This window comes from Lacunimicrobium album, from assembly GCF_052161635.1.
Lineage (GTDB): Bacteria > Planctomycetota > Planctomycetia > Planctomycetales > Planctomycetaceae > SXPC01.
The window spans coordinates 2541432-2562792 of the sequence record NZ_CP197413.1 but is presented as its reverse complement, the minus strand read 5'-3'; the positions used below and the strand labels follow the sequence as shown (position 1 = coordinate 2562792).

19 protein-coding genes are annotated in these 21361 nt (G+C 54.7%); 12 read left to right on the top strand and 7 right to left on the bottom strand.

Features of this window, described 5'->3' with window-relative positions; all coding sequences use genetic code 11:
- Nucleotides 1-256: 256 nt before the first annotated feature.
- Nucleotides 257-880, bottom strand: coding sequence for a pyridoxamine 5'-phosphate oxidase family protein (locus SH248x_RS10135; RefSeq protein ID WP_459558422.1), 624 nt, complete (start codon nt 878-880; stop codon nt 257-259).
- Between the two features lie 69 nt (nt 881-949).
- Nucleotides 950-1915 carry an alpha/beta fold hydrolase gene (locus tag SH248x_RS10130; protein ID WP_459558421.1) on the bottom strand — a complete coding sequence of 322 codons (966 nt, stop codon included), beginning with the start codon at nt 1913-1915 and terminating at the stop codon, nt 950-952.
- A gap of 293 nt (nt 1916-2208) precedes the next feature.
- On the opposite strand from SH248x_RS10130, the gene SH248x_RS10125 reads away from it, so the two are divergent.
- The 3 genes from SH248x_RS10125 (at nt 2209) to SH248x_RS10115 (ending at nt 4931) form a co-directional block, all read left to right on the top strand.
- Entirely contained in the window at nt 2209-2673 is a 465-nt protein-coding gene (locus SH248x_RS10125; protein ID WP_459558420.1) for a hypothetical protein, read from the top strand.
- A gap of 557 nt (nt 2674-3230) precedes the next feature.
- Nucleotides 3231-4316 (top strand): DUF1559 family PulG-like putative transporter, encoded by a 1086-nt coding sequence (locus tag SH248x_RS10120; protein WP_459558419.1) that lies wholly within the window; start codon nt 3231-3233, stop codon nt 4314-4316.
- 153 nt (nt 4317-4469) lie between these two features.
- Nucleotides 4470-4931: a hypothetical protein gene (locus SH248x_RS10115; RefSeq protein WP_459558418.1), complete on the top strand. Its 462-nt coding sequence runs from the start codon at nt 4470-4472 to the stop codon at nt 4929-4931.
- A gap of 107 nt (nt 4932-5038) precedes the next feature.
- Here the strand turns inward: SH248x_RS10115 and SH248x_RS10110 are convergent, their stop codons facing one another.
- The gene (locus SH248x_RS10110; RefSeq protein ID WP_459558417.1) at nt 5039-6583 is read right to left on the bottom strand and encodes a hypothetical protein; all 1545 of its coding nucleotides are present in this window, start codon (nt 6581-6583) and stop codon (nt 5039-5041) included.
- Nucleotides 6584-7027: 444 nt separating this feature from the next.
- Between SH248x_RS10110 and SH248x_RS10105 the strand changes: the two genes are divergently transcribed.
- Together SH248x_RS10105 and SH248x_RS10100 are read left to right on the top strand one after the other, a co-directional pair.
- Entirely contained in the window at nt 7028-7219 is a 192-nt protein-coding gene (locus tag SH248x_RS10105) for a hypothetical protein (protein WP_459558416.1), read from the top strand.
- A gap of 247 nt (nt 7220-7466) precedes the next feature.
- Nucleotides 7467-7919: a GNAT family N-acetyltransferase gene (locus tag SH248x_RS10100; RefSeq protein WP_459558415.1), complete on the top strand. Its 453-nt coding sequence runs from the start codon at nt 7467-7469 to the stop codon at nt 7917-7919.
- A gap of 59 nt (nt 7920-7978) precedes the next feature.
- Here the strand turns inward: SH248x_RS10100 and aroH are convergent, their stop codons facing one another.
- Complete coding sequence (gene aroH / locus SH248x_RS10095) at nt 7979-8350, bottom strand: chorismate mutase (protein WP_459558414.1); 372 nt, start codon at nt 8348-8350, stop codon at nt 7979-7981.
- Nucleotides 8351-8598: 248 nt separating this feature from the next.
- Here aroH and lpxD point away from each other — a divergent pair, with 248 nt between their 5' ends.
- Nucleotides 8599-9753, top strand: coding sequence for a UDP-3-O-(3-hydroxymyristoyl)glucosamine N-acyltransferase (gene lpxD / locus SH248x_RS10090; RefSeq protein ID WP_459558413.1), 1155 nt, complete (start codon nt 8599-8601; stop codon nt 9751-9753).
- A 152-nt stretch (nt 9754-9905) separates the two neighbouring features.
- A complete protein-coding gene (locus SH248x_RS10085) occupies nt 9906-10808 on the top strand; it encodes an LpxI family protein (RefSeq protein WP_459558412.1) in 903 nt (300 codons plus the stop codon).
- Nucleotides 10809-11101: 293 nt separating this feature from the next.
- On the opposite strand, the gene SH248x_RS10080 is transcribed toward SH248x_RS10085, so the two are convergent.
- The gene (locus SH248x_RS10080) at nt 11102-12577 is read right to left on the bottom strand and encodes a sulfatase (protein WP_459558411.1); all 1476 of its coding nucleotides are present in this window, start codon (nt 12575-12577) and stop codon (nt 11102-11104) included.
- Between the two features lie 634 nt (nt 12578-13211).
- Between SH248x_RS10080 and SH248x_RS10075 the strand changes: the two genes are divergently transcribed.
- From SH248x_RS10075 to SH248x_RS10055, 5 genes are all read left to right on the top strand, one after another.
- Nucleotides 13212-14141, top strand: a complete 930-nt coding sequence (locus SH248x_RS10075; protein WP_459558410.1) for a sugar phosphate isomerase/epimerase family protein — start codon at nt 13212-13214, stop codon at nt 14139-14141.
- A gap of 221 nt (nt 14142-14362) precedes the next feature.
- Entirely contained in the window at nt 14363-15064 is a 702-nt protein-coding gene (locus SH248x_RS10070; RefSeq protein ID WP_459558409.1) for a PTS sugar transporter subunit IIA, read from the top strand.
- Nucleotides 15065-15246: 182 nt separating this feature from the next.
- A complete protein-coding gene (locus SH248x_RS10065; protein WP_459558408.1) occupies nt 15247-16050 on the top strand; it encodes a PIG-L family deacetylase in 804 nt (267 codons plus the stop codon).
- Nucleotides 16051-16068: 18 nt separating this feature from the next.
- Nucleotides 16069-16887: a PP2C family protein-serine/threonine phosphatase gene (locus tag SH248x_RS10060; protein ID WP_459558407.1), complete on the top strand. Its 819-nt coding sequence runs from the start codon at nt 16069-16071 to the stop codon at nt 16885-16887.
- A complete protein-coding gene (locus SH248x_RS10055; RefSeq protein WP_459558406.1) occupies nt 16880-18472 on the top strand; it encodes a hypothetical protein in 1593 nt (530 codons plus the stop codon). The genes SH248x_RS10060 and SH248x_RS10055 overlap by 8 nt, the downstream gene beginning before the upstream one ends.
- A 446-nt stretch (nt 18473-18918) precedes the next feature.
- Here SH248x_RS10055 and SH248x_RS10050 read toward each other — a convergent pair whose 3' ends face one another.
- On the bottom strand, nt 18919-19806 hold the full coding sequence (locus SH248x_RS10050; RefSeq protein ID WP_459558405.1) for a prephenate dehydrogenase: 888 nt from the start codon (nt 19804-19806) through the stop codon (nt 18919-18921).
- Between the two features lie 272 nt (nt 19807-20078).
- Nucleotides 20079-21326 (bottom strand): DUF1501 domain-containing protein, encoded by a 1248-nt coding sequence (locus tag SH248x_RS10045; protein ID WP_459558404.1) that lies wholly within the window; start codon nt 21324-21326, stop codon nt 20079-20081.
- Nucleotides 21327-21361: the final 35 nt, after the last annotated feature.

The window sequence follows — 21361 nt, the reverse complement described above, 5'->3', positions numbered from 1 at the left end:
ATGAAACTTGTCTGCATAACACCACAGCGGGCAGAGAAGTCTTCTTTATAACGATCATTGAATTCAGTTGCTATTGGTCTTCGAAGAACACTGGCGCAGCCAGTGGCACCCGGCGGGGGGACAGGCGGCTCACACGGAGGTTCGCCCTCCCGGTCGTGACAAGCTGTGGTCCTATTTTTTTAACGGCTCTCAACATCCATTCGATTCATCGGTCTTTGAAGAATACTGGCACAGCCAGTGGCACCCGGCGTTGATACTACTTTAGGCGTTCGAGCTCTGCTTCTAAGTCTGCGATTCGTTTTTGGAGTTGCTCGAGGACGGGGGTGATTTGGGTTTGTGAGAAGCGTTGGTGGATGTGTTGTTGGCAGTTGACGTCCCAGGCTTCGACTGTGAACAGGATTGCTCGTTCGACTTTGCCGGGGTAGTTGGGGTCGCGGAGTCTTTCGAGGAGTGCGGGATCATTGTCGACGACCTGTGCGGTGCCCCAGACCTTGATGCGTTGGCGGTGGGCGTAGTCCATGAGGAAGAGAAACGCCTTGGGGTTTTCGGAGAGGTTGCCGAGGGTGATGTATTGTCGGTTGCCGCCGAAGTCGGCGAAGCCGAGGGTTTTCTCGTCGAGAGCTTTGAGGAAGCCGGGGGAGCCGCCGCGGTATTGGATGTAGGGTTGGCCGGAGGCGCTCGCGGTACCGAGGTAGAACATGTCGAGGTTGACCAGGAATGCTTCGAGGTCTTCGGTGACGGAGGTTTCCCATCCTCCGCTGCGTTCCATGCGGGCGTAGCTGCTGCGCGAGCCTTTCTGCTCCTGGATGCTTTTGACGGCGGGGGTGAAGGCTATGTCGCTGGCGTATTCTGGTTGGTGGTTTGAGGGGATGTCGGACATGCTGCTTCTTTCAGTTGTGAATTGTTAGCATAGAGGTCCGACGCCACCGATAGGCCTGCTGCGCGAGCTCTATTTGTTGGACACATGCTTGTCCAGGAAGGTGGTCATGAAGCTGCCGATTTCGTCGCCGTTGGTTTCCAATGCGAAGTGACCTGCGTCGATCAGATGGAACTCCAGAGTCTTGAGGTCTCGCTTGTAGGGCTCTGCGCCTGCGGGCGGGAAGATGGGATCGTTCTTGCCCCAGACGATGAGCATCGGCGGCTGGTGCTTGCGGAAATACTCTTGCCACTGCGGATAGAGGGGCGGGTTGCTGCCGTAGCTGAGGAACATGTCGAGTTGGATTTCTGCGTTGCCGGGGCGATCGAGGAGGAACTGGTCGTGAGCGGGGCCATCGGGGCTGATAAGTTCTGGAGTTTTGACGCCGTGGGTGTATTGCCACTTGGTGGCTTCGTAGGTCAGGAGAGCTCGGAGTGCATTTCGTTTTTCGAGGTTGTCGGGTTCTTTCCAATAGGCTTTGACGGGTTCCCAGAATTCGTTGTCGAGGCCTTCGTCATAGGCATTTCCGTTTTGCACGATGATGGCAGTGATTCGGTCTGGATGTGCTGAGGCTAAACGATAGCCGACGGGTGCACCGTAGTCCTGGACGTAGAGCGCGTACTTCGTCAGGCCGACCTTCTGGGTGAACTCATCGATGACCTTTGCGAGGTTGTCGAAGGTGTAAGTGAACTTGTCGTGAGACGGCATCGAGCTATGGCCGTAGCCTGGATAGTCGGGTGCGATGACTCGATAGTTCTTTCCCAAGACGGGGATCAAGTTGCGGAACATCTGCGAACTTGTTGGAAAGCCGTGCAGCAGCAGGACAGCCGGGGCGTCTTTAGGGCCGGCTTCGCGGTAGAAGATGTCGAGGTCGCCGACCTGGATGGTTTTGTGAAGCACTTTCACAGGTTCTTGCGCATGACTGCGCGAGGCGCTTGTCAGCGATGTGAGGATCGCCAGAAGAGAATAAATCAGAGTTCGTGTCGTCAAGGGGGGCATTGTGATTCTCCGGGGAAAGTCATCGTCGGGTGTTTGTTGCGGTCTGAAAATCGTGAGAACGATCTGGCTGAACGGGCTGTTCATCAGCTTGGGCATGCAGGTAAGACTGTGATTTGAGTCACACCTTACAACGAGAAATCCGTTCACGAGGAGTATGCTAACTCAAAGTCAGGAGCAGAGTGCAAACATTTGGTACACAGCGGTGAATTGATTGCAAAGAAGTTCCGGCTGGCGAGTCACCCTCTCTTATCTTACGCTACCTCCACTTCCCCTCTCTCATTCAAGGACTTTCGATGCATCGCGAAACTCGTCTTCAGGCCGGTATTCTACTTGTCAGCTTGCCGACTGTTGTTTATGGGGGGACTGCCATTATGGAGATGCTGATCAATGACCCGGCTTACACGGCCAATCCGCTGCGTCAAGCTCTGTGGCGAGCTGGTCACGGGCATGCTGGTATGTTACTGACTCTTGCGCTTGTTGCGTTGCTGTATGTTGATGGGGCGAATCTTTCGGAACGATGGAAGCAGTTTGTGCGGGTTTCGGTTCCGCTGTCGGTACTGTTCTTCCCACTGGCCTTTTTTCTTTCGGTCCTCTCTCCGACTGCGACCAAGCCTAACGGGATGATTTACTTTGCTTATGTTGGTTCGACGTTGCTGTTCTTGGGGCTTCTGGTTTTGGGGATTGGTTATCTGCGTGGTTTGAATAAGTCGCCGGGGAGTGGTTCTTCGTTAGGTGGAGAGGGTGTGAGCGATAGGTAGCGAGGATCTGGCGCAGCAGCGCGACGCATCGTCTGAGCCGCAGTAAGGCGTTGTAACTTCGCACAGGTTTATAGAGATCGAGCGGTGTGCAGGGGGATGGGGATTGGCGAGGCCATCCTCGTCCCGTGCGCGGCTGGGGTTTCGCAATTCACTCTGTTGCAAGCATGCGAAGTAGCGCATGACAGGCGGCTCGGACGGAGCCTCGCCCTCCCGGGGTCTGCTGTATAGAGCGATTCAGGTGCAAGTGTGCTGATGAGTTTATGCAGATTTCTTCAGGTATCCTGACGCATAAGGCTGCCTGAAGGATGTTGATTTGTTTTTGCACTTTTGTGCGCGTTTTTGGGTTCGGGGCAGGGAGTTTTTGAGAATTAGTGTGAATAAAAAGCGAAGACGCTTCTTCAAACATTTTCGAAGGCAGGTGGTGTATGTATCCTCCGAAAATCGTTATTTGCGACATGGTCTGGTCGCTGGAAGATCTCATTCAACTGCTCTGCAGTTTCCGCTTTTTCACGGTCCTGTTTCTTCACTGAATACTTTTGTGTATTGGAAAGACAATCATGAAGCTTCTGTCTCGCAGTCTGTCGGAACGTCGCAATGGTTTTACTCTTATCGAGCTTCTGGTTGTGATCGCTATTATTGCGGTGTTAGTGTCTATTCTGCTTCCAGCCGTGCAACAGGCTCGTGAAGCCGCACGACGCAGCAGCTGCAAAAACAATCTCAAGCAGCTCGGCCTGGCGATGCACAACTTTCATGATGTCCACGGTGCATTTCCCGTTGGAGCTACGGACGACGACATGAACAACTGGGGATGGGGTGTTTACCTGCTGCCCTACCTGGAACAAGGGAACCTTTACGATCGATTGAACACCCGGGCTGCAGCGAATGTTCCTCCTGCTTTTCTCGTCTTCAGGTCCGGTACTCACGCCAACGTGGATACTTACGACAGTACGACCAGCACGACGAACCCGACTGCTGTCGTCAATGCGAATACTGGCAGCGCTACTCCCGGACAAGGGGTTGCGACGCAGACGCTTTCGGTTTTCAACTGCCCCAGTGATACGCTCCCTTCTCACGAAGACAACGGCTTTGCGAAAAGCAATTATCTTGGTTGTATGGGCTCAAACTATGGCGGAAACGCTCCTAACATGCCAAACGCATTCCCTTGGGACACCGGAGTCCATGGTGGACAATCTCCCAACCAGGCAGGCCAGAACTATCAGGGACGCTCGATGAACGGCGTTTTCTCGATGGACGGCAACAACACCGAAACCTTCATGTGGGGCTTCCGCGATATCACCGACGGGACCAGTAACACGATTGCCATTGGAGAAGTCAGCATTTCCGAACACGTGACTGAAACCAATGTCGGCGACACACGCTTCCCTATCTGGGCGGGAAGCAATGGTTTCTGTTGTGCGATGCGTCGAATTGGTGGTGCTCTTCGAATGGCCAACAGCCAGTTCTACATCAATCGACGTGTTGGTGATGCATCTGACCAGAGCTTTGGCAGCCGTCACAAAGGTGGTGCTCAGTTTGTGTTTGTCGATGGTTCTGTTCACTTCATCAGCGAAAACATCAGCACAGACATTTATAGCTATCTGGCTGGTCGAAATGACGGCAATGTTGCGTCGGTCGACTTCTAATAGCTGGGCGACTCTGAAGTGAGCGGGGAGTGTCTGCTCCCCGTCTTTTTTCAACGGTTAACTCCCCCTGAACTGATCCTTATTTTCCCGCCTCCCGTTTCTTCTCCAGTCTCTTTCTTTTTTAGTTTCTTTTCTTCTGAAGGTGTCTGACGAATGTTTCATCGATCGAACACAGTCAACGTCAATTCACATCCAACTGTCGGCGTATTTGCCTGGTGGTCTGTTCTGACTTTGAGCTGCATGGTCACTCTCGGTTGTGGTGGTGGAGATTTCGATACCGCTGCGGTTCGCGGAACGATCACTTATGAAGGTAAGCCAGTCACAGAGGGGACTATTGATTTCCTGCCAGTTCCGGGGACTGGTGAGAAGATGCAAGGCAAACCTTCGAGCGCTAAAGTATCTGCGGATGGAACATTCATCGGCAGTACCTATGAGGATCGCGATGGTGTGATTCCTGGCATGAAACGCATCAGTTACAGTGCGCCACTTCCAGAAGATTCACGCGAGTCGGTCAATTCGAAGCCGAGTCCCTATGCGGGCCTTGTGATTGAGCCGAGCGAAATTGAAATCGTCAAAGGCAAGAATGATCTGGCTTTCACTTTGAAGAAGCCGTAGATCGTTGAACGGGGCGTAACGCTTATCGGTAACACGCAGGGAGATGAATCGTCATCTCCCTGTTTTGCTTTCTGGCTGGTGTGAAACGCAACTCGGCGGCTTTCCGATCACTCCAGCTCAATGACGAGGTCGTCGCTGGGCCATTGGCCGGCGTTGGCGATTCGGTCTGCTCCCCATGATGTGAGTTGGGCTTTTCCGTTGGGGAGTTTTTGATAGCCGAACATCTCGTTGGAATGGGTATCGAGCGGGATGGTTTTCAGAATTGATGGGCTTAGATCGGCCAGCTGGTTGGGAAATTCGTTTTTGGCTTTCTGATAGGCGACCAGAGCCAAGGCAACGATCATGAAGTCTCGACGGACGCTGCCGCGGTTGTCGGTGTGAATGCGTTGCCAGATATTGGTTTTCAGTGATCTTGCGACTGATTCGCCGATCCATTTACTGGCTGCGTCTGGGTCCTTCATCAGTGCATCGTTGAGTTTCGTCTCGTCAGACTCGGCTGATTCTTTCCAGAAGGTTGCTTCCTGATTGAGTCGATCAATTTCGCGCATTTGCTTTTCGCGATCTGTGAGCAACATGGCGTTGACGGTCTCGTCTTGAATCTCATCGGCTCTCTTGATCGCGAGATTCCAGTTGATTTTTGCAGCTCGCAGTTTGGAGAGGTCTTCCAGATGAAGTGAGGCATCCCAGTCGAAGAATCCGTGCATGGCATCGTCATTGTCACGCAGGAGTTCGATTTCCTGGCGCACGATGGATCGCTCTCCTATATCGGCGGCGACCGATGATTTTGGCATTGGTGGCAAGGCCTGCAGAATTGCGGCGTACTCCCTGGCTTGAGCTTCTGTCAGGAGTCCACTTCTGAGCATCTCCAACTCGCTACGAAAGGCATTGGAGTCGACCCAGTGTGCCTTCGCCATTGAAACATCCATGGGTGATCCATTCGCCAGGAGGAGAGCGAGTTTGTGTCCGGCGATCAGATCTCTGGTGGCGTCTGCAAAGTCGCCTTCGGTCAGTCGAGACATTGCGCGAATCGCCAGACATTGAGACAGATAGGGAAGGCGGTACTCGATTGCGAACGAAGGACTCATCAAACTCTGGGGCTGGTCTTCGGACAAGAGGGGCGCGTAGTAGGCGGGCAAATCGGCGATTCTGGTTACTCGATCGAGTTGAGCTTTATTGACATCGAAATACTCGGCCAGAATTGGGTAGTCCTTGGACTTCCATGGCTTGGCGGCGGCATCATGAAATTCGACGGCCAGTTTTTCGATGAATTTGTCTTGGCTTTTTTCATTTTCCGGGTGCTTCATCTTGGCGAAGTCCCGCATGTAAATCAGACGTGGCAACACCGGATCAAGTTGTTCGATTCCCAGCATTTCCAGAGAGGGCTCTCTGAGGTTTTCGACGAGCACCCCTTTTCCAAACAGCTGCACGAGATGCACAACCGCGTTGTCGGCTGGTTTGATCCCTTTGCTCATGCGGGCATTCAACTCGCGCATCGCGCCGGTCACATTCTCGGGAATCGTGGGCGATCCCAACTTCATCCCGGACGTCACCAGTCCTTCCTCGGCCTGTCCTCCGGCAGCGAGCAGGTCGAGTGTGACCAGCATCAGGAGCAGACAAACAACTCGCCATGCCGCAGATCGTCGTAAAATCATGAAGTGCTGCCAATTTGCTAAGGATATCGATCGTTTGAGTACGCAGTCGTGAGCCGAGGGGCTTGCGATGGTGGTCTTTTAAGATACACCAAATCGAACACCATAAGCCATCAATTCGGTACGCAACTATCGGAGTTCTCTTCTATCTTTTCTTTGAAGAGGGACTTGCTGTCATGTCGGTTTCGAGGTTCTTTGCCTCGTCGTTACCGAGATTTTCGACAGTACCTTGGGGATATTGCTCTCCTGATTGATCGGACTTCTCTGTCTGCCAGTTGCATGAGATGGATGGGGAAACAGTCCAGTCTCTGGTGTGGAATCAGATCTGTCTGTGCCGCGATTCAGGCTGGTCAAACGCTGGAAAATCACGTGGAAACTTGACTCTCCTCAATGCCCCGTCGGAAACTAGAGACATACTTCACTGCTCGTTCAAAAAGGAGTTTCGTCATGACCAACCCGGATGGATTAAAACCAGGCAACAAGGTCCCTGCTTCAGGTCAGTATCAGCAAATCGGCCCGCGCGGCAAAAAGGGGCACGAGGTCACGTCTGTTAAGGGGAAATCTCTTCCGCCGACGACTGCTGCTGGGGCTACTTACAAGCTTGTGGATAAGACGAAGAATAAATCGGGTGAGGTGTAATTGTGAAAGGCTCTCTGTTGAGAGCCTTTTTTGTTGCGCACTGGTCAATCAGATGCTGCGAATCAGTGCATGAAATCTGATCGTGTTATGACAAGCCTCCAAGCGGCATGGTGGTTCGCTCGATGACTTCTGACTAACATCTACTCGACGCTCCATTCGTTCAAGTGAGACGTGATCATTCTATGCTTCTGCTGCTATTGGTAATGTCAGTCGCAGCAGGCAACCTCATGTCAGTCCCAATTTCCCCATGCCCACCTGGTCTCTTAAGCACTTTGATGATTTGACGCCGCGTGAGCTGTATGCGATTCTGGCGCTGCGGATGGACATCTTTATTATTGAGCAGGCTTGTCTGTATCAGGACATTGATGGGAAGGACTTTCCCTGCCTGCACCTTATGGCGTGGAACGACGATCAGACGCTGGCTGCCAGTGCTCGGATTGTTCCGCCGGGGGTTACGTTTGACGAGCCATCGATCGGGCGGGTTACTGTTGCGCGACGTGATCGGGGGGCGGGTTTGGGGCGTGAGCTGATGTTGCGTGCGATTGGGGAGTGCGTTCGGCTTTACCCTCATCTGGCGATTCAGATTGGTGCTCAGCTTTACCTGCGAGACTTCTACGGCTCTTTGGGGTTCCGTCCGATGGGTGACATCTACAACGAAGACGGTATTCCCCATCTGCACATGATTCGGCCTGTGAGTTGAGCTGGGGTTGTGGAATTCGTTGCCGAATAAGGTCGTCGTCAAAGAGAGAATTCGACGAGCTATTGTGCTGCTGTTACATCCGGGCGCAGTTTCTTGGCGTCGCGCAGGTAGATGTGTTTCATCTCGGACAAAGACTTCTCGGTGTTCACGTGCAGCAGAATTCGGATACATCGGGGCATTGCACCGGGGACGGGGATCTCCGTGCAGCACAGGAGCGGAACTTCCTTGAGGCCGAGGACTCGAGCGGACTCAGCCGGGAAAGCGGCGTTGAGGTCGAGGGTCGTGGTGAAAATGCAGGAGATCAGGTCGTCGAATGTCTCGATTCCGTTGGCGTCGAAAATCGCCTTCAGCAGTTCTGTCGTGGCAGACAGAATCTCGTCGGAAGTGTTTTCGGTAACAGTTGTTGCGCCGCGAATTCCACGTACTGACATGACGGGTTCAAATCCTGATAGTGAGAAGGTTGTCGGACGGTGTGATTGTGGACGTTTTGAGCAAAATTTTCCAGCTTAAGCGTCGAATCGGTCGAAAGCTGCGATTCCTATTGCCCGGTGGGACGGATTTCCCGTACATTTCCGTTCGAGTATGGCCTGAGGTTCTCGGTGGAGCTGACGCCTGCTTTTCGTTTCATTGATGAAGCGAATACCCCCCAATCATCGATCGGCCGGAAAGGACTCCGTGCATGTCAGTCGCAGTTTCTCACTTCGCGACGCAATTCAATGCGACCTTGATCCCGGGCTCTGTGGGAGCTGCGGATCAACTGTCGATCAGCAATCTGTCGTCGCTGGATCATGTTCAGGCTGGTGAACTGACCTATGCTGACAACGCGGACAAGATCGCTCAGCTGGCTGTCTCAAAGGCGACGGCTGCTTTCGTGCCGAAGAAAATCGCGGCTCAGCTGACTTCGTATACGGGCGGTCCGATCCTGATGCTGGTGGACCAGCCACAGGCTTGTTTCCTGGCGGTTCTCAAAGAGTTCCGTCCTCAGCATATTTCTGAGATGGCGGGGATTGATCCTCGTGCCATCATTTCGAACACGGCCAAGCTTGGTGCTGGTTGCATGATCTATCCGGGCGTCTTCATTGATGCTCATGCGGTGATTGGTGATCGCTGCGTCCTTTATCCCGGTGTGACGATTGGTCCTGGGTGTGTGCTGGGTGACGACGTGATTTTGTATCCGCAGGTTGTTCTTTATGCGGGGACACAGCTTGGCAATCGCGTGATCATTCATGCCAATGCGGTTCTTGGTGCGGATGGGTTTGGTTATCGCTTTGAACAGGGACGGTTTGAAAAACTGCCTCACTATGGCAAGGTCCGCGTGGAAGACGATGTCGAGATCGGTGCATGCACGACGATCGATCGCGCGATGATCAGCGAAACAGTCATTGGCCAGGGGACGAAGCTCGATAACCTCGTCATGATCGGCCACAACTGCCAGATCGGGCAGCATAATGTCTATGCTTCCCAAGTCGGCCTTGCGGGTTCGATCACCACTGGCAACTACGTCCGTATGGGCGGCCAGGCTGGGTTGAAAGATCACTTGAAGATCGGGCATGGATCTGCCCTCGCCTCTCGATCGGGGCTGATGCACGATATTCCTGATGGCGAGACCTACATCGGTCTGCCTGCTGGTCCTGAACGGGAGCAGAAGAAAGTCCTCATGTTGGTGCAGCGTCTTCCGGAGATGCGAGACCAGCTGAAGGCGATGACTAAACAGGTTGAATCCCTGACACAGCAGATCGCTGCTTTGACCTCAGCCGGTTTGACTCCAAACAGTGAGTCGACGGACACAGGCTTGAATGCGGTAGACGCTGCTCCCCTACGAAAGGCAGGCTGAGAAGCTGTTTGGAAAAATGAATTCAATGTCCATCAATCGGTTTGCGGTTGCAACGCGGGACAGCGGCTCGGACGGAGCCTCGCCCTCCCAGTGGCAGATTTCTCCAGCAGCCTCTGGGTGTGCCAATCATTACCTCAACAGTACAACGGGCCATGTTGAAACTAGTCACTGAACCTGATCTGATCAAACTTGCTCCTCCAGCCAAAATTGGTTTGCTGGCGGGGGCGGGGAGTTTTCCTATTACCTTTGCCAAAGCGGCGCAGGCACAGGGCTTTCGTGTCCACACTTACGGCGTCGATGGCATGGCCAGCGATGAGCTGCAGTCTCTCAGCGACAAAATGCGGCTTGGGCCGCTGGCTCAACTGGGACGGAGCATCCGTTTTTTCAAACGACACAACGTCGAACACGTCGTCATGGCGGGCAAGATTGAGAAGACGGTTCTTTTTGATCCGTGGCGCATCTTCAAGCTGCTGCCGGACTGGCGGACGACTCAGATGTGGTTCAACCTTGCGACGCAGAATAAAAAAGACGACACCATCCTCCTGGCCGTCATCCGTGAATTCGAAAAAGATGGCATCCGTTTTGGCTCTGCACTTGATTATTGCCCGGAGATTCTCGTGTCACACGGCTTTCTGACTCAGCGCAAACCGACCTCTGCCCAGTGGAAGGACATCGCCTTCGGGTGGGAACTTGCTAAAGAAATGGGACGTCTCGACGTCGGCCAGACGGTCGTTGTTAATGATCAGGCTGCGATCGCGATTGAAGCGATCGAGGGGACTGACAAGGCGATCCGACGTGCGGGCGAACTGTGCCGACGTGGTGGGTTCACGGTCGTCAAAGTTGCCAAGCCTCAGCAGGACATGCGTTTCGATGTCCCGACGATTGGGCTGAACACCATTCATACGATCCACGAAGCGGGGGGCAAGGTCCTTGCTGTGGAAGCTGCTAAGACGATACTCCTGGATGAGCCTGAAGTGCTGAAACTTGCTGATCGGTTGGGGATCACGATCGTGGCGTTGCATGCGGATGAGATTCAACTCAAGATCGCTGCGTGAGGCTTTTGTAGGTGGGGTCGTCCGTCGGTGCTTGCCGACGTGCTTGTCGCGGATTTGAGAACGAGCTGTGATGCCTGCAGAGCACTGGCACAGCCAGTGGCACCCGGCGGATGAGATACAGGTTAGACGCAGTCTTCTAATTCCTTGTAGGGTGCTGGTGAGGCTTTGCGAACCGCACCAATTGTGCGAAGGAATGTCGTTTTGGTGCGGTTCGAAGACTCACCAGCACCCTACATTTCGCGCAAAACATCAATTAGAAGACTCGCTCTTAGATCGCCGCTTGAGACATTCGGCTACGGCTGCCATGGTTTTTCGGTTTGAGCTTCTTTCTGTTTGAGTAATCGGGCGTCGGTGTCGGACATCCAGTTGGTTAGTTCCTGGTAGAGTAAGTTCGAGACATCTGGTTGCTGTGAGGCGAGGTTTTTTTGTTCGGAGAGGTCCTGGCTGAGGTCGTAGAGTTCGCGGTTGCCGTTTTCGAGATTGACGAGGAGCTTCCAGTTGCCTTTGCGGATGACAGAACAGGGGAAGCCGCCTTGATTGGCGTAGTGCGGGTAATGCCAGAAGAGGGAGCGTTCTTTGGCCGCTGGTGATTGAGTTAGTGAGGGGACGAAGGAAACGCCGTCGATGTGTTGCTCTGGTTTTGGTTCGGCTCCGATTACTTCCAGGACTGTGGGGTACAGGTCGGTCGAAACGATGGGTGTGTGGCTCGTTGATCCTGGTTTTGTTTTGCCTGGCCAGCGGACGATCCAAGGGACGCGGATACCGCCTTCGTAGCCCCAGCCTTTGCCGCCGCGTAGTGGGAGGTTGGACGTGGGTTGGCCTTCGGCTGTTGAGAGTCCGCCGTTGTCTGAGGTGAAGACGATGAGTGTGTTGTCTGCGAGGCCTGTGTCGTCGAGGGACTTCATGACTGTGCCGACAGCTGTGTCCATGGCTTCGACCATGGCGGCGTAGGTGGGATGTTGTTGAACGAGTCGGACTGTTCTCGGCTTTTCTGTTGTCACAAAGTACTGTGACTCGGGGCCGAAGAGTTGGTCGTCGGTGAGTTGTTTGTTGGCGATGCCGAGTCTCTCGGCTTTCTCCTGGTACTTCGTGATCAGTTCTTGAGGTGCCTGAAGTGGGACGTGGACGTCGTACATGCAGTAATAGAGGAGGAAGGGTTTGTCGTGAGGAGAGGCGATGAATTTCGAGGCTTCGCTGGCGAGGCGGGCTGAGAGGTATTCGCCTTTGGGGCCGTTGGTCAGCTTGGGGTTATTGAAAGGTGAGAAGTACGATCTGGGTGCTCCTGCACGGAAGCCGCCGATGTTGAGGTCGAAGCCTTGTTTTTCAGGGTAGTATGCTTCGTCAGGACCGAGATGCCATTTGCCGATGAAGCAGGTTTGGTAGCCATTTTCCTGGAGGGCTTCTGCGAGTGTGACTTCGGCGAGCGGCATGGCTTCCTGGAAGTCGGCTGGTTGAAAGCGTTCGATGCGATGACCGCCGAAGTAGTTGGTCGTTGCTGCGCGTACGGGATGGCGGCCGGTCATCAGGCTGTAGCGAGTTGGTGAGCAGACGGGACAGGCGGCGTAGCCCTGGGTGAAGCGCATGCCGGTTTCGGCGAGCTTGTTGAGGTTGGGGGTTTCATAGAAGGACTCGGGATTGTTGGGCTGGATGTCCATGTAGCCGAGGTCGTCGATGACGATCACGACGATGTTTGGTTTGAGCTCATCGGCATTGAGCGTCAATGACGTGAGTACTATGCAGGCGAACGCGAGCAGGTAAGAGATGCGCATCGTAACCCTCTCATGTTTAGGGGATTCACCACAAAGGCACTAAGAACACAAAGTGTCACGAAGCAAGAGCAAGGATTCGATAGCGGATAAATCAGGAGACCATCAAATGATTCACCAATGGTTGTATCATCTGTGTTGTGGCTTTGTGAGTCTTCGTGTTCCTTGTGTGTTTGTGGTTAACTCTTCTGATCTCTTCAGCATGACGCAATGCGTTCGATGAGTGAAGTCAAAATGGGAAGTTGATCTGTTTGTCAAGCGGAGATTGGTTGGTGAGTTGAGAGATTCCATGTTGTTGAAAAACACAAGAGAATCCCGATTGCATGAATGTCAGATGCGTTTATCATCCTTTCATCCTGGTGATGACATCGTGAGTCGAATGCGCTCCGACTGACTGAAGTCTACGTCACCAGATCAGCGGTTTCTTGAATGCACACATCTCGAGTCATCTCCCCATGTCGCGTAAGAAAATCGAAACCGTTTCCTTCTTGAGTTGTTCGTTCGTTGGTTGTCTGGCTGGTTATCACGACCTGGTCAGTCACTGTCGTCCGTTTGTCTTCGACAACTGAGTTCGTTTGTTGTTTGAAGCCTTTCGTTCGGCCTACTTCGTCAACTTGAGTTCTTAACAGGATCACCTGTGATCAATCGATTGCCTGTTGCGACTGAGAGCGGGTTTTATAAACTCGATCTCTGGAAAGACTGCCAGCGGCAACAAACGGCCGTGGACCGCCAGGCTCGGAGTCACTCGGCTCTGCCTCGGATGTCGATCAATCGCCATCCGCGCACGATTAGCTCGCTGTCGCAGTACTTCTCCGAAATCCAGCGCTGTGGAATCCCTGCGGTTGCGCTGTGGCGTTCTCAGTTGCAGGAGACCAAGCCTCAGATGCTGTTGTCGATGCTCGACCGGCATAACCTGGGTGTCTCCAGCCTTTCGATGACTGGCGCTTATAGTGGCTCTCACGGACATACTTATGACGATGCGGTCCGCGATTCCCGCGCGATGATCAATTATGCGGCCAAGCTGCAGGCGGATGTTGTCATCATTCGCACGGGGTCGCAGAACAATCACCTCATCAAGCACATGCATCGGCTGGTTTATCGCGGGCTAATGGAAGTCATCGATCAGGCGGATCATTTCGGGGTCAAGCTCGCGATCCAGCCGACGCATCCGATCATGACCAGAGACTGGTCCTGCTTAAACTCCCTGGACAACATTACGCGTTTGATCCAGCGGATCAACCATCCGCTCGTGGGGCTATCGGTCAGCAACTATCATCTCTCGGAAGAAATTCAGCTGGTCGACCGACTGCAGGCGATGATCCCGTACATCAAGCATGTGCAACTCAGTTCGCTGCCGAAGGTTTGTCACTGCGAGGTGAAGTGGTGTCTGCAGAGTAAAAAGCAGACGCCGATCGCGGAAATGGTTCGCATGCTTCACGATACTGGTTACAAGGGCTGGTTCGAGGTGATGCTCAGTCAGGCGTCGCGGCTTAACACGATGAAGTCTGACGACGGCTACCAGGGATGTCTGGACTGCTTTAACAGATTCTGGACAGAAGTGCTTTGACGTCTTATGCTTGAATGACCGGGTTCGCAGAATCTGAAGACTGTTTACCACAGTGGTCACGGAGGAGCACGGAGTCACACAGGGAAGAATCGAACAGAGAAAGAACAGAAGTCGATTTTTCTGTGAACCTCTGTGCTACCTTGTGTCTTCCGTGGTGAATTTTCTTTTGATTTGAAAACCGTTTCTCGTCAATGCATCTCTAACAGAATTCCTGTTGTCTCATGTCGACTCCCTGGCTCAGCGTCAAGGATCTTGCCCAGCAGATTGGGCGAGATGCCCGCGATATCGAAAAACTTGTTCAACGTGGACGCATTCCTGGTCGCAAGATCAATGGGGAGTGGCAGTTCCATCCGCAGGAAGTGACACGCTGGCTGGAAACCGAGATTCCTGACGCGACTTCCAAGGAACTTACGGCGATCGAAGTCGGACAGGCTCCTACGGATGAAGTCGAGCAGTTTCGACTTACGAATTACCTGACGATCGATACGATCGCGGTTCCTCTCGAAGCGCGGACCAAGCGATCGGTCCTGGAGACATTGCTGGAAGTCGCGGGGCGGACCTGGCAGGTGTGGGCACCGGCTCGTGTGCTCGAAGCGATCATTGATCGGGAAAATGCCCTGCCGACGAACCTTGGCAACGGGATTGCGATTCCTCACCCTCGAAATCCGATGCCGGATGATCTGGGGCAGACGGTGGTTTCGTTTGGGCGAACGTATTCTGCGGTTCCGTTTGGCGGAGGTGGGCAGACGATGCCGAGTCTGTTCTTTATGGTCCTGAGTCGCGATACGCCAACGCACTTGCGGATTCTGGCCCGGTTGGGACGCATGATCCAGGTTGATGGCTTTATTGACACTCTGGGTGGGTTGGAAACGCCTGAAGAGGTCTTTGATTATCTTTCTTTGATTGATGCTAAGCTGGGTTAGGCAAAGACGGGCAAGTGATCAAGGCTTGTCGAAATGGGATGTTTTCGTCTTCGCTGGCTGATGAGGCTTTTTTCCGGTGATCCCGTGGTTATGATAGAAATTGACTGATACTCGTTAAGAATGGATTGTTTCATGAGTATCGCGTTTTATTCGTCAACTTTTGATCGACTACCTCGGACATCATGACGACGCCAGCCAGTATTGAGCTTCCTGAGCCCCTCGATATCATCGCGGTCGGGGCACATCCGGACGATCTGGAAATCGCCTGCGGCGGTACGCTGGCTCAACTGGTCAAGCAAGGCTATCGCGTTGGCATGGTCGACCTGACCGATGGCGAGCCAACGCCTGGCAGCAGCGGTCCTGAGCAACGCCTCGAAGAAGCCCGCAAAGCGGCGGAGATTCTCGGCGTTCATGAACGCATCACGTTGACGCTGCCGAATCGGAAGTTGTTTGATTCGTTTGAGACCCGCGTCGAGCTTGCGAAGGTCTTTCGACGTTATCGGCCTTCGATGGTGCTGGGGATCCTTGAGAAGACGCCGCTCGCGTCCCCGGATCACTGGCAGGCGATGCAGATCACTGATGCTGCGGTGTTTTATTCCCGATTGTGCAAGTGGGACGATCAGTTTGACAATCTGCCGGTGCACCGTATCCGCTCGCTGACCTGGTATCCGCTGGGATTCCGTCAGTCGGGGGCTGAGCAGGTCGGGACGAGTCAGGTGATCGCGGATATCTCCGATAGTCTTGATCAGAAGCTCGAAGCGATCAAAGCTTACGAATCACAATTCAGTGGTGAGCGGCTCGAGCAGGTGCTCACGACGGTTCGTGCACAGAATCAGTCGTGGGGGGCGATCTGCGGATTCTCAGCGGGCGAGTTGTTTTATACGTCGCATCTGCTGGGGGTGAATGATCTTTACCGAACTGTCAATCATGCCATCAAAGGGACGACGGATAACCTCGAACTTGGCATCCGTTCTCAAAACCGATAAGTATTTCTGGAAGGTCTCATGTCGAATTTCTGGGGGAAATTATTTGGCGTTGCCCGTCAAGCTGCCAATGATGCGCATCCAGAAAAACACGCTGTGTCGAAGATTCGCTGCGGCCATTTGAGCATCACGGGGAACTACCGCGAGAACAACGAAGACAGCTATGTCGTTGATCCGCAGTCGCGTTTCTTCATCGTGGCGGATGGGATGGGTGGTCAGAGCGCCGGTGAGCGGGCGTCTGCGATGGCGATTGAACTCGTGCCGCAGCGTCTGGTGGACAAGCTCAATTTTCTGAATGACGAAGCCGAGAAGGTCGTCATGGTGATTGATGATGCGATTCGTCAGACCAACCAGGAGATTATGTCGCTGGGTGAGTCGGATCCCAAGTATCACAACATGGGAACAACGATCGCGTTTCTGGTGAATGTTGGGGGGCGGTACTTCATCGGGAATGTCGGGGACAGTCGGGTTTATCGATTGCGCGATGGTCAACTGACACAGCTGACGACAGATCATTCCCTGACGCAGGCGCTCGTCGATGCGGGGACGATCACTGTCGAAGAAGCGGTGCATCACCGTTATAAGAATGTGCTGTATCGCTATCTTGGGACGAAAGATGGCAGTAATACCGGCAACTCACGCGAGATGGATGTCTTTGCGGGGGATGTCTACATGATTTGCTCGGATGGGGTTACTGATGGGGCGAGTCCGGATGTGATCCGGCAGGTTCTGATTGATCAACCTGATCCACAGGCGGCTGCGGAGCAGATCATTCGAGCGGCTCAGGATGGTGGGTCGAAAGACAACATTACCTGTGTGGTGCTTGTGATCGATGGCTGAGCCTGCCCCTGCTCTTTCTGGTGATTCATCGGCTGGTGGAGCAGCGTTATCGAAACGTGTGCTGCTGATCGCGGGGCTGTTGAGTCTGCTGTCGATTCTTGTGGTGTCGCTGCCGTTTGTGCCTCTCGGTGTTCCGGAGGAATGGTTGTGGGAGCGAGCCGACTTCAATGCTGAGACGACGTTCTCGGTGATCCTTGGCGGGATGTTTCTGGCGGGTTATTTTGCGTTTGGCTTTGTAGCGGAAAGCTGGCTGGCGAGGCGATCTGCGAGTACGCGAGATTCGGCGATCGCGATTACGGGGCTGGTGATCGTCTCGTTTTTTTTCCTGCTCATGATCCGATCGGTGATTCCCAATATCGATGGGCTGGCGCGTGGGGCGTGGGTTCTTTATTACCCGCGGATGTCGGGGTATTACACGCAGGCTCGGACGAGTGACGTTTCGGCTGGGGAGTTCCTGGCGGGATATGCAGATGTCATGCGACAGGGGGATTATCTGCACCAGGGGACGCATCCGCCGGGGCTGGTGTTGTTTCATCGTGGGCTGCTGTGGGTGTGTGATCCGGCGGTTGTGCAGAGCATTTTGAAGGCGACGGAGCCTGCCTCGGTTGCGGAAGCGTTAGATATTTTGACGCAGCAGTCGATCCCTGCTGACGGGACGACTTCGACGATGCCGGAGGTGACGCCGCGAGATCGTGCGTCGTTGTGGCTGGGGGATTTGCTCACGACGTTTTCGGTGGCGATGACGCCGGTGCCATTGTGGTTTTTGTTGCGTCGGCATGGGCAGAGTCCGGCGACTGTGCTGCGGACGTTGTTGTTCTGGCCGTTGATGGCGAACGTGATCATGTTCCTGCCGAAGTCGGATTGCCTGTATCCGCTGATGTCGATGTCGATCGTGGTCGCCTGGGCGTTTTCGGATCAGAGTTCGAAGCGTGCTCTGGGGTTTGGCTTCGTGGCGGGGTTATTGAGTGGAGTCAGCATGATGACGACGCTGGCGTTTGCGCCGGTGCTGGTCATGCTGGGCGTGATGACGTTGTTGCGTGTTTTCACAACTCGACAGATTGGCCATGAACTGCTGGCGATTTCGGCAGCTGTGCTGGGATTGCTGGTGACTCCTGCGGTCCTGTGGGTGATGTCGGGGGCGAATCTTTTTGAGATCTGGGTCTTGAACTTTCAGAACCACGGAAAATTTTATGACCACAATACGCGGACCTATTTTCTGTGGTTGATCGCGAACATCATGGACTGGGGGATGTTCTCGGCTGTGGTGGTTGCGACTCTTGCAGTGACGGGATTAGCGAGTGTCTTGCGGACGGTTGAGCGACGGGATGCGATGAAGCAGCCGCTGGTGCAGGCGTCGGTGGCGTATGCGGTCGTGATGCTGTTGTTGTGGTTGTGGGGGAAGAATATGGGGGAAGCGGCGCGACTGTGGATTATTTATGATCCTCTGCTGCTGATGACGGCGGGGCTGGGAATTGCAGCGATCGGGACATCGCGATCGGTGTGGCGGGCGTTGTTGGTGATGCAGGCGGTTTCGATGCTGGTGATTGTGATTCGGGTGAATGGGTTTCATCTGGGGGATTTGTAGGAGCGATCCAGGTTTGTAGAGAACGAATGATGTTGGCAGACAAGAACTGAGAGCACAATTGGTGCGGTTCGAAGACTCACCAGCACCCTACACTTTGGCTGGAGTTGATAAGCAGTGAGAGCAAATGAGTGCCTATGCCCCACCCTCATCCGTCGGCACTGTGTTAAGTAAACATCTAAGGTGTTGTGCTGCCACCTTCTCCTCTCAAGGGAGAAGGGACGAGATGGGGCTGTTGGCGGTTTCAAAGGGAGATGCGGGCTTTACGAAATTCGCAGAAGTCCCTCATCCGACCTCGAAGACTCGGCCACCTTCTCCCCGGGGGAGAAGGGCACTCGGAATGGGGTGGGATTTGGCCTTCGGGAGTCCATTGAATTTATAGGGAGCTTGTTGGCGCGTTGCCCTCATCCGCCTTCGGCACCTTCTCCCGGGGGGAGAAGGGACAGGATTTATTCTGGCTGGCGGGTTTCGTTGAGTTTGTTGCGGGAGTGTTGGGCCTGGGTGAGGAATTGTTCGATGTTTTCGCGGTCCGCTGAAGCGATGAGGTCGCGGATGATGGTCAGGGCGCTCGTGAATTCGTCGATGGATGAGACGACGGCTTTGCGGTTTTCCTGGAGGATGGCGGTCCAGATGCCGGGGTCGCCGGCGGCGATGCGGGTGGTGTCTCGGAAGCCGCTGCCGGTGAGGTGGTGGAGTTTCTCGCCGACGCAGAGTGCGAGGGCGGAGGCGGCGAGGTGGGGTAAGTGACTGGTGCGGGCGACGGCTTCGTCGTGGTCGTGAGGTGTCATTCTGGCGACGCGCGAACCGAGTTTTGTCCAGAATTGTTCGACCAGCTGGATGGCGGGTTCGGGTGTTGATTCTGAGGGAGTGACGACGGTGACGCGGTCTTCGAAGAGGTCAGCGAGCGAGTTCTCGAAGCCCTGTTTCTCACTGCCGGCGAGTGGGTGAGAGCCGACGAAGATCAGGTGAGGCGGTAGCTCGGTCGAGAGCATGTCGAGGACGTTTTGTTTGGTGCTGCCGACGTCGGTGATGATAGCAGGTTTGTTGAGGTGTTCGGCGAGGTCATCGACGTCCCAGGCAATGCGATCGACCGGCGTGCAGATGACGACGAGGTCGATCGATTCTTGCTGGAGGTCGGCGAGTTCGGTGTAGCCGACGTCGATAATGCCGAGGGCTTGCGCCTGGTCGAGCTTGTCTTGTTTGCGGCCGACGCCGATGACTCGGTTACAGACGCCGGACTTTCTGGCGGCGCGCGCAACGGAGCCGCCGAGGAGTCCGACGCCATGGATGAGGATTGTGGGGAAGAGAACGGATTGTGGGGAGGAATTTGTTGACATGCCACGATCTTATCGATCGATTGTGGGGGTTGGCAACGGAAGAGGCGGGAGGTCCAGATTCAACGCGAGGGCGCGGAGACGCAAAGGGGAAGAGAATGATATTGTATGGGGAGAGTTTTGGCTGAGGCTTATGGTCGTCGTTGAGAGCGAATGAGTGCCTATGCGCCACCCTCATCCGTCGGCACTGTGTTAAGTAAACACCTAAGGTGTTGTGCCGCCACCTTCTCCCCTCAAGGGAGAAGGGACGTAACACGGCGAACCTCGGAGCCATATCAAACGAAGAGTTGTTTGACTGGTTGGCCTTCGGAGAGTTTGAGGGGGCGGCCGATGGGGGTCATGAGTTCTTCGGTGGGGTTGAGGTTGAGTTGTTGGAGGATGGTGGCGAAGAGGTCGTGGATGGGGATGGGGTTGGTGGGGTCTTTTTTGATGGCTTCGGGGTCGGTTTCGCCGAGGAGTTGGCCGGAGGTTAAGCCGCCGCCGCCGATTAAGCAGGAGAAGCCGTGAGGCCAGTGGTCGCGGCCGTCGAAGGGGTTGATTTGAGGGGTGCGGCCGAATTCGCTGATGCAGAGCAGCATGGTGGAATCCCAGAGGTCGCGTGACTTGAGGTCGTCCATGAGGGCGGCGAGGCCGAGGTCGAGGTCTCGCGCGAGTGTGGTGTGAGACTCGAAGTTGTTGGTATGGGTGTCGAAGCCGTTGAGGACAACTTCGATGCTGCGGACGCCGGTTTCGATGAGGCGACGGGCGACGAGGCAGCCTTTGCCGAAGCGGGTGGCGCCGTAGCGGGCTTTGGTTTCGCTGGTCTCGTCGTCGAGCTGGAAGGCTTTGATCTGGGGGGACTTCATCATCGTGACGGCCTGGTGGTGGAGGTCGTCGTAGTGGGTCTGCTTTTTACTTTGGGGACGATTGGTGCGGAAGGTTTCGCTGAGGACATCAATCCCTTTCAAGCGGATATTCTGGTGGTCGTCGGAGACTCTTGGGGTGAGGTTATGGAGGGCTCCGCCGGGATCGACGACGCGGAAGGCATCGTGTTGGGCACCGAGATAGCCGCCGCGGGTGGGCCATTGGGAATCGCCGAGAGTGATGTTGGCGGGGATTTCGAGACCGTCGCGATTCGTCAATGCGGCGTAGAGGGCGCCGAGGCCGGGGTGTTGGACGGTGGGGTCGGGGCGGTAGCCGGTTTTGACGTAGTAGCTGGCGCGTTCGTGATCGCCTTCTTTTGAGGTGAGTGAGCGGATGACGTTGAGGTGATGAAGACGCTCAGCGATGCGTGGGTAATCGGCCGAGATGAGGGTGTCTGAGAGAGAGGTCTTGATAGTTTTTGTGGGACCGCCGATGAGGGTGCCGGGATGCGGGTCCCAGGTTTCGAGCTGGCTGGCGCCCCCTTCGAGCCAGATGACGACGAGGGACTTGGGGCGCTCGGGGCCGCGTTTGATGGCTTGGGCGTGGCTCAGTCTGGGGAGGAGGAAGGAGACGCCGAGGGTGGTGGTGTATTTTAGGAAGAGGCGTCGGTTGGGTGTCATGTGTGGGCCTCGGGAGATTGTGCCTGAATACTTAC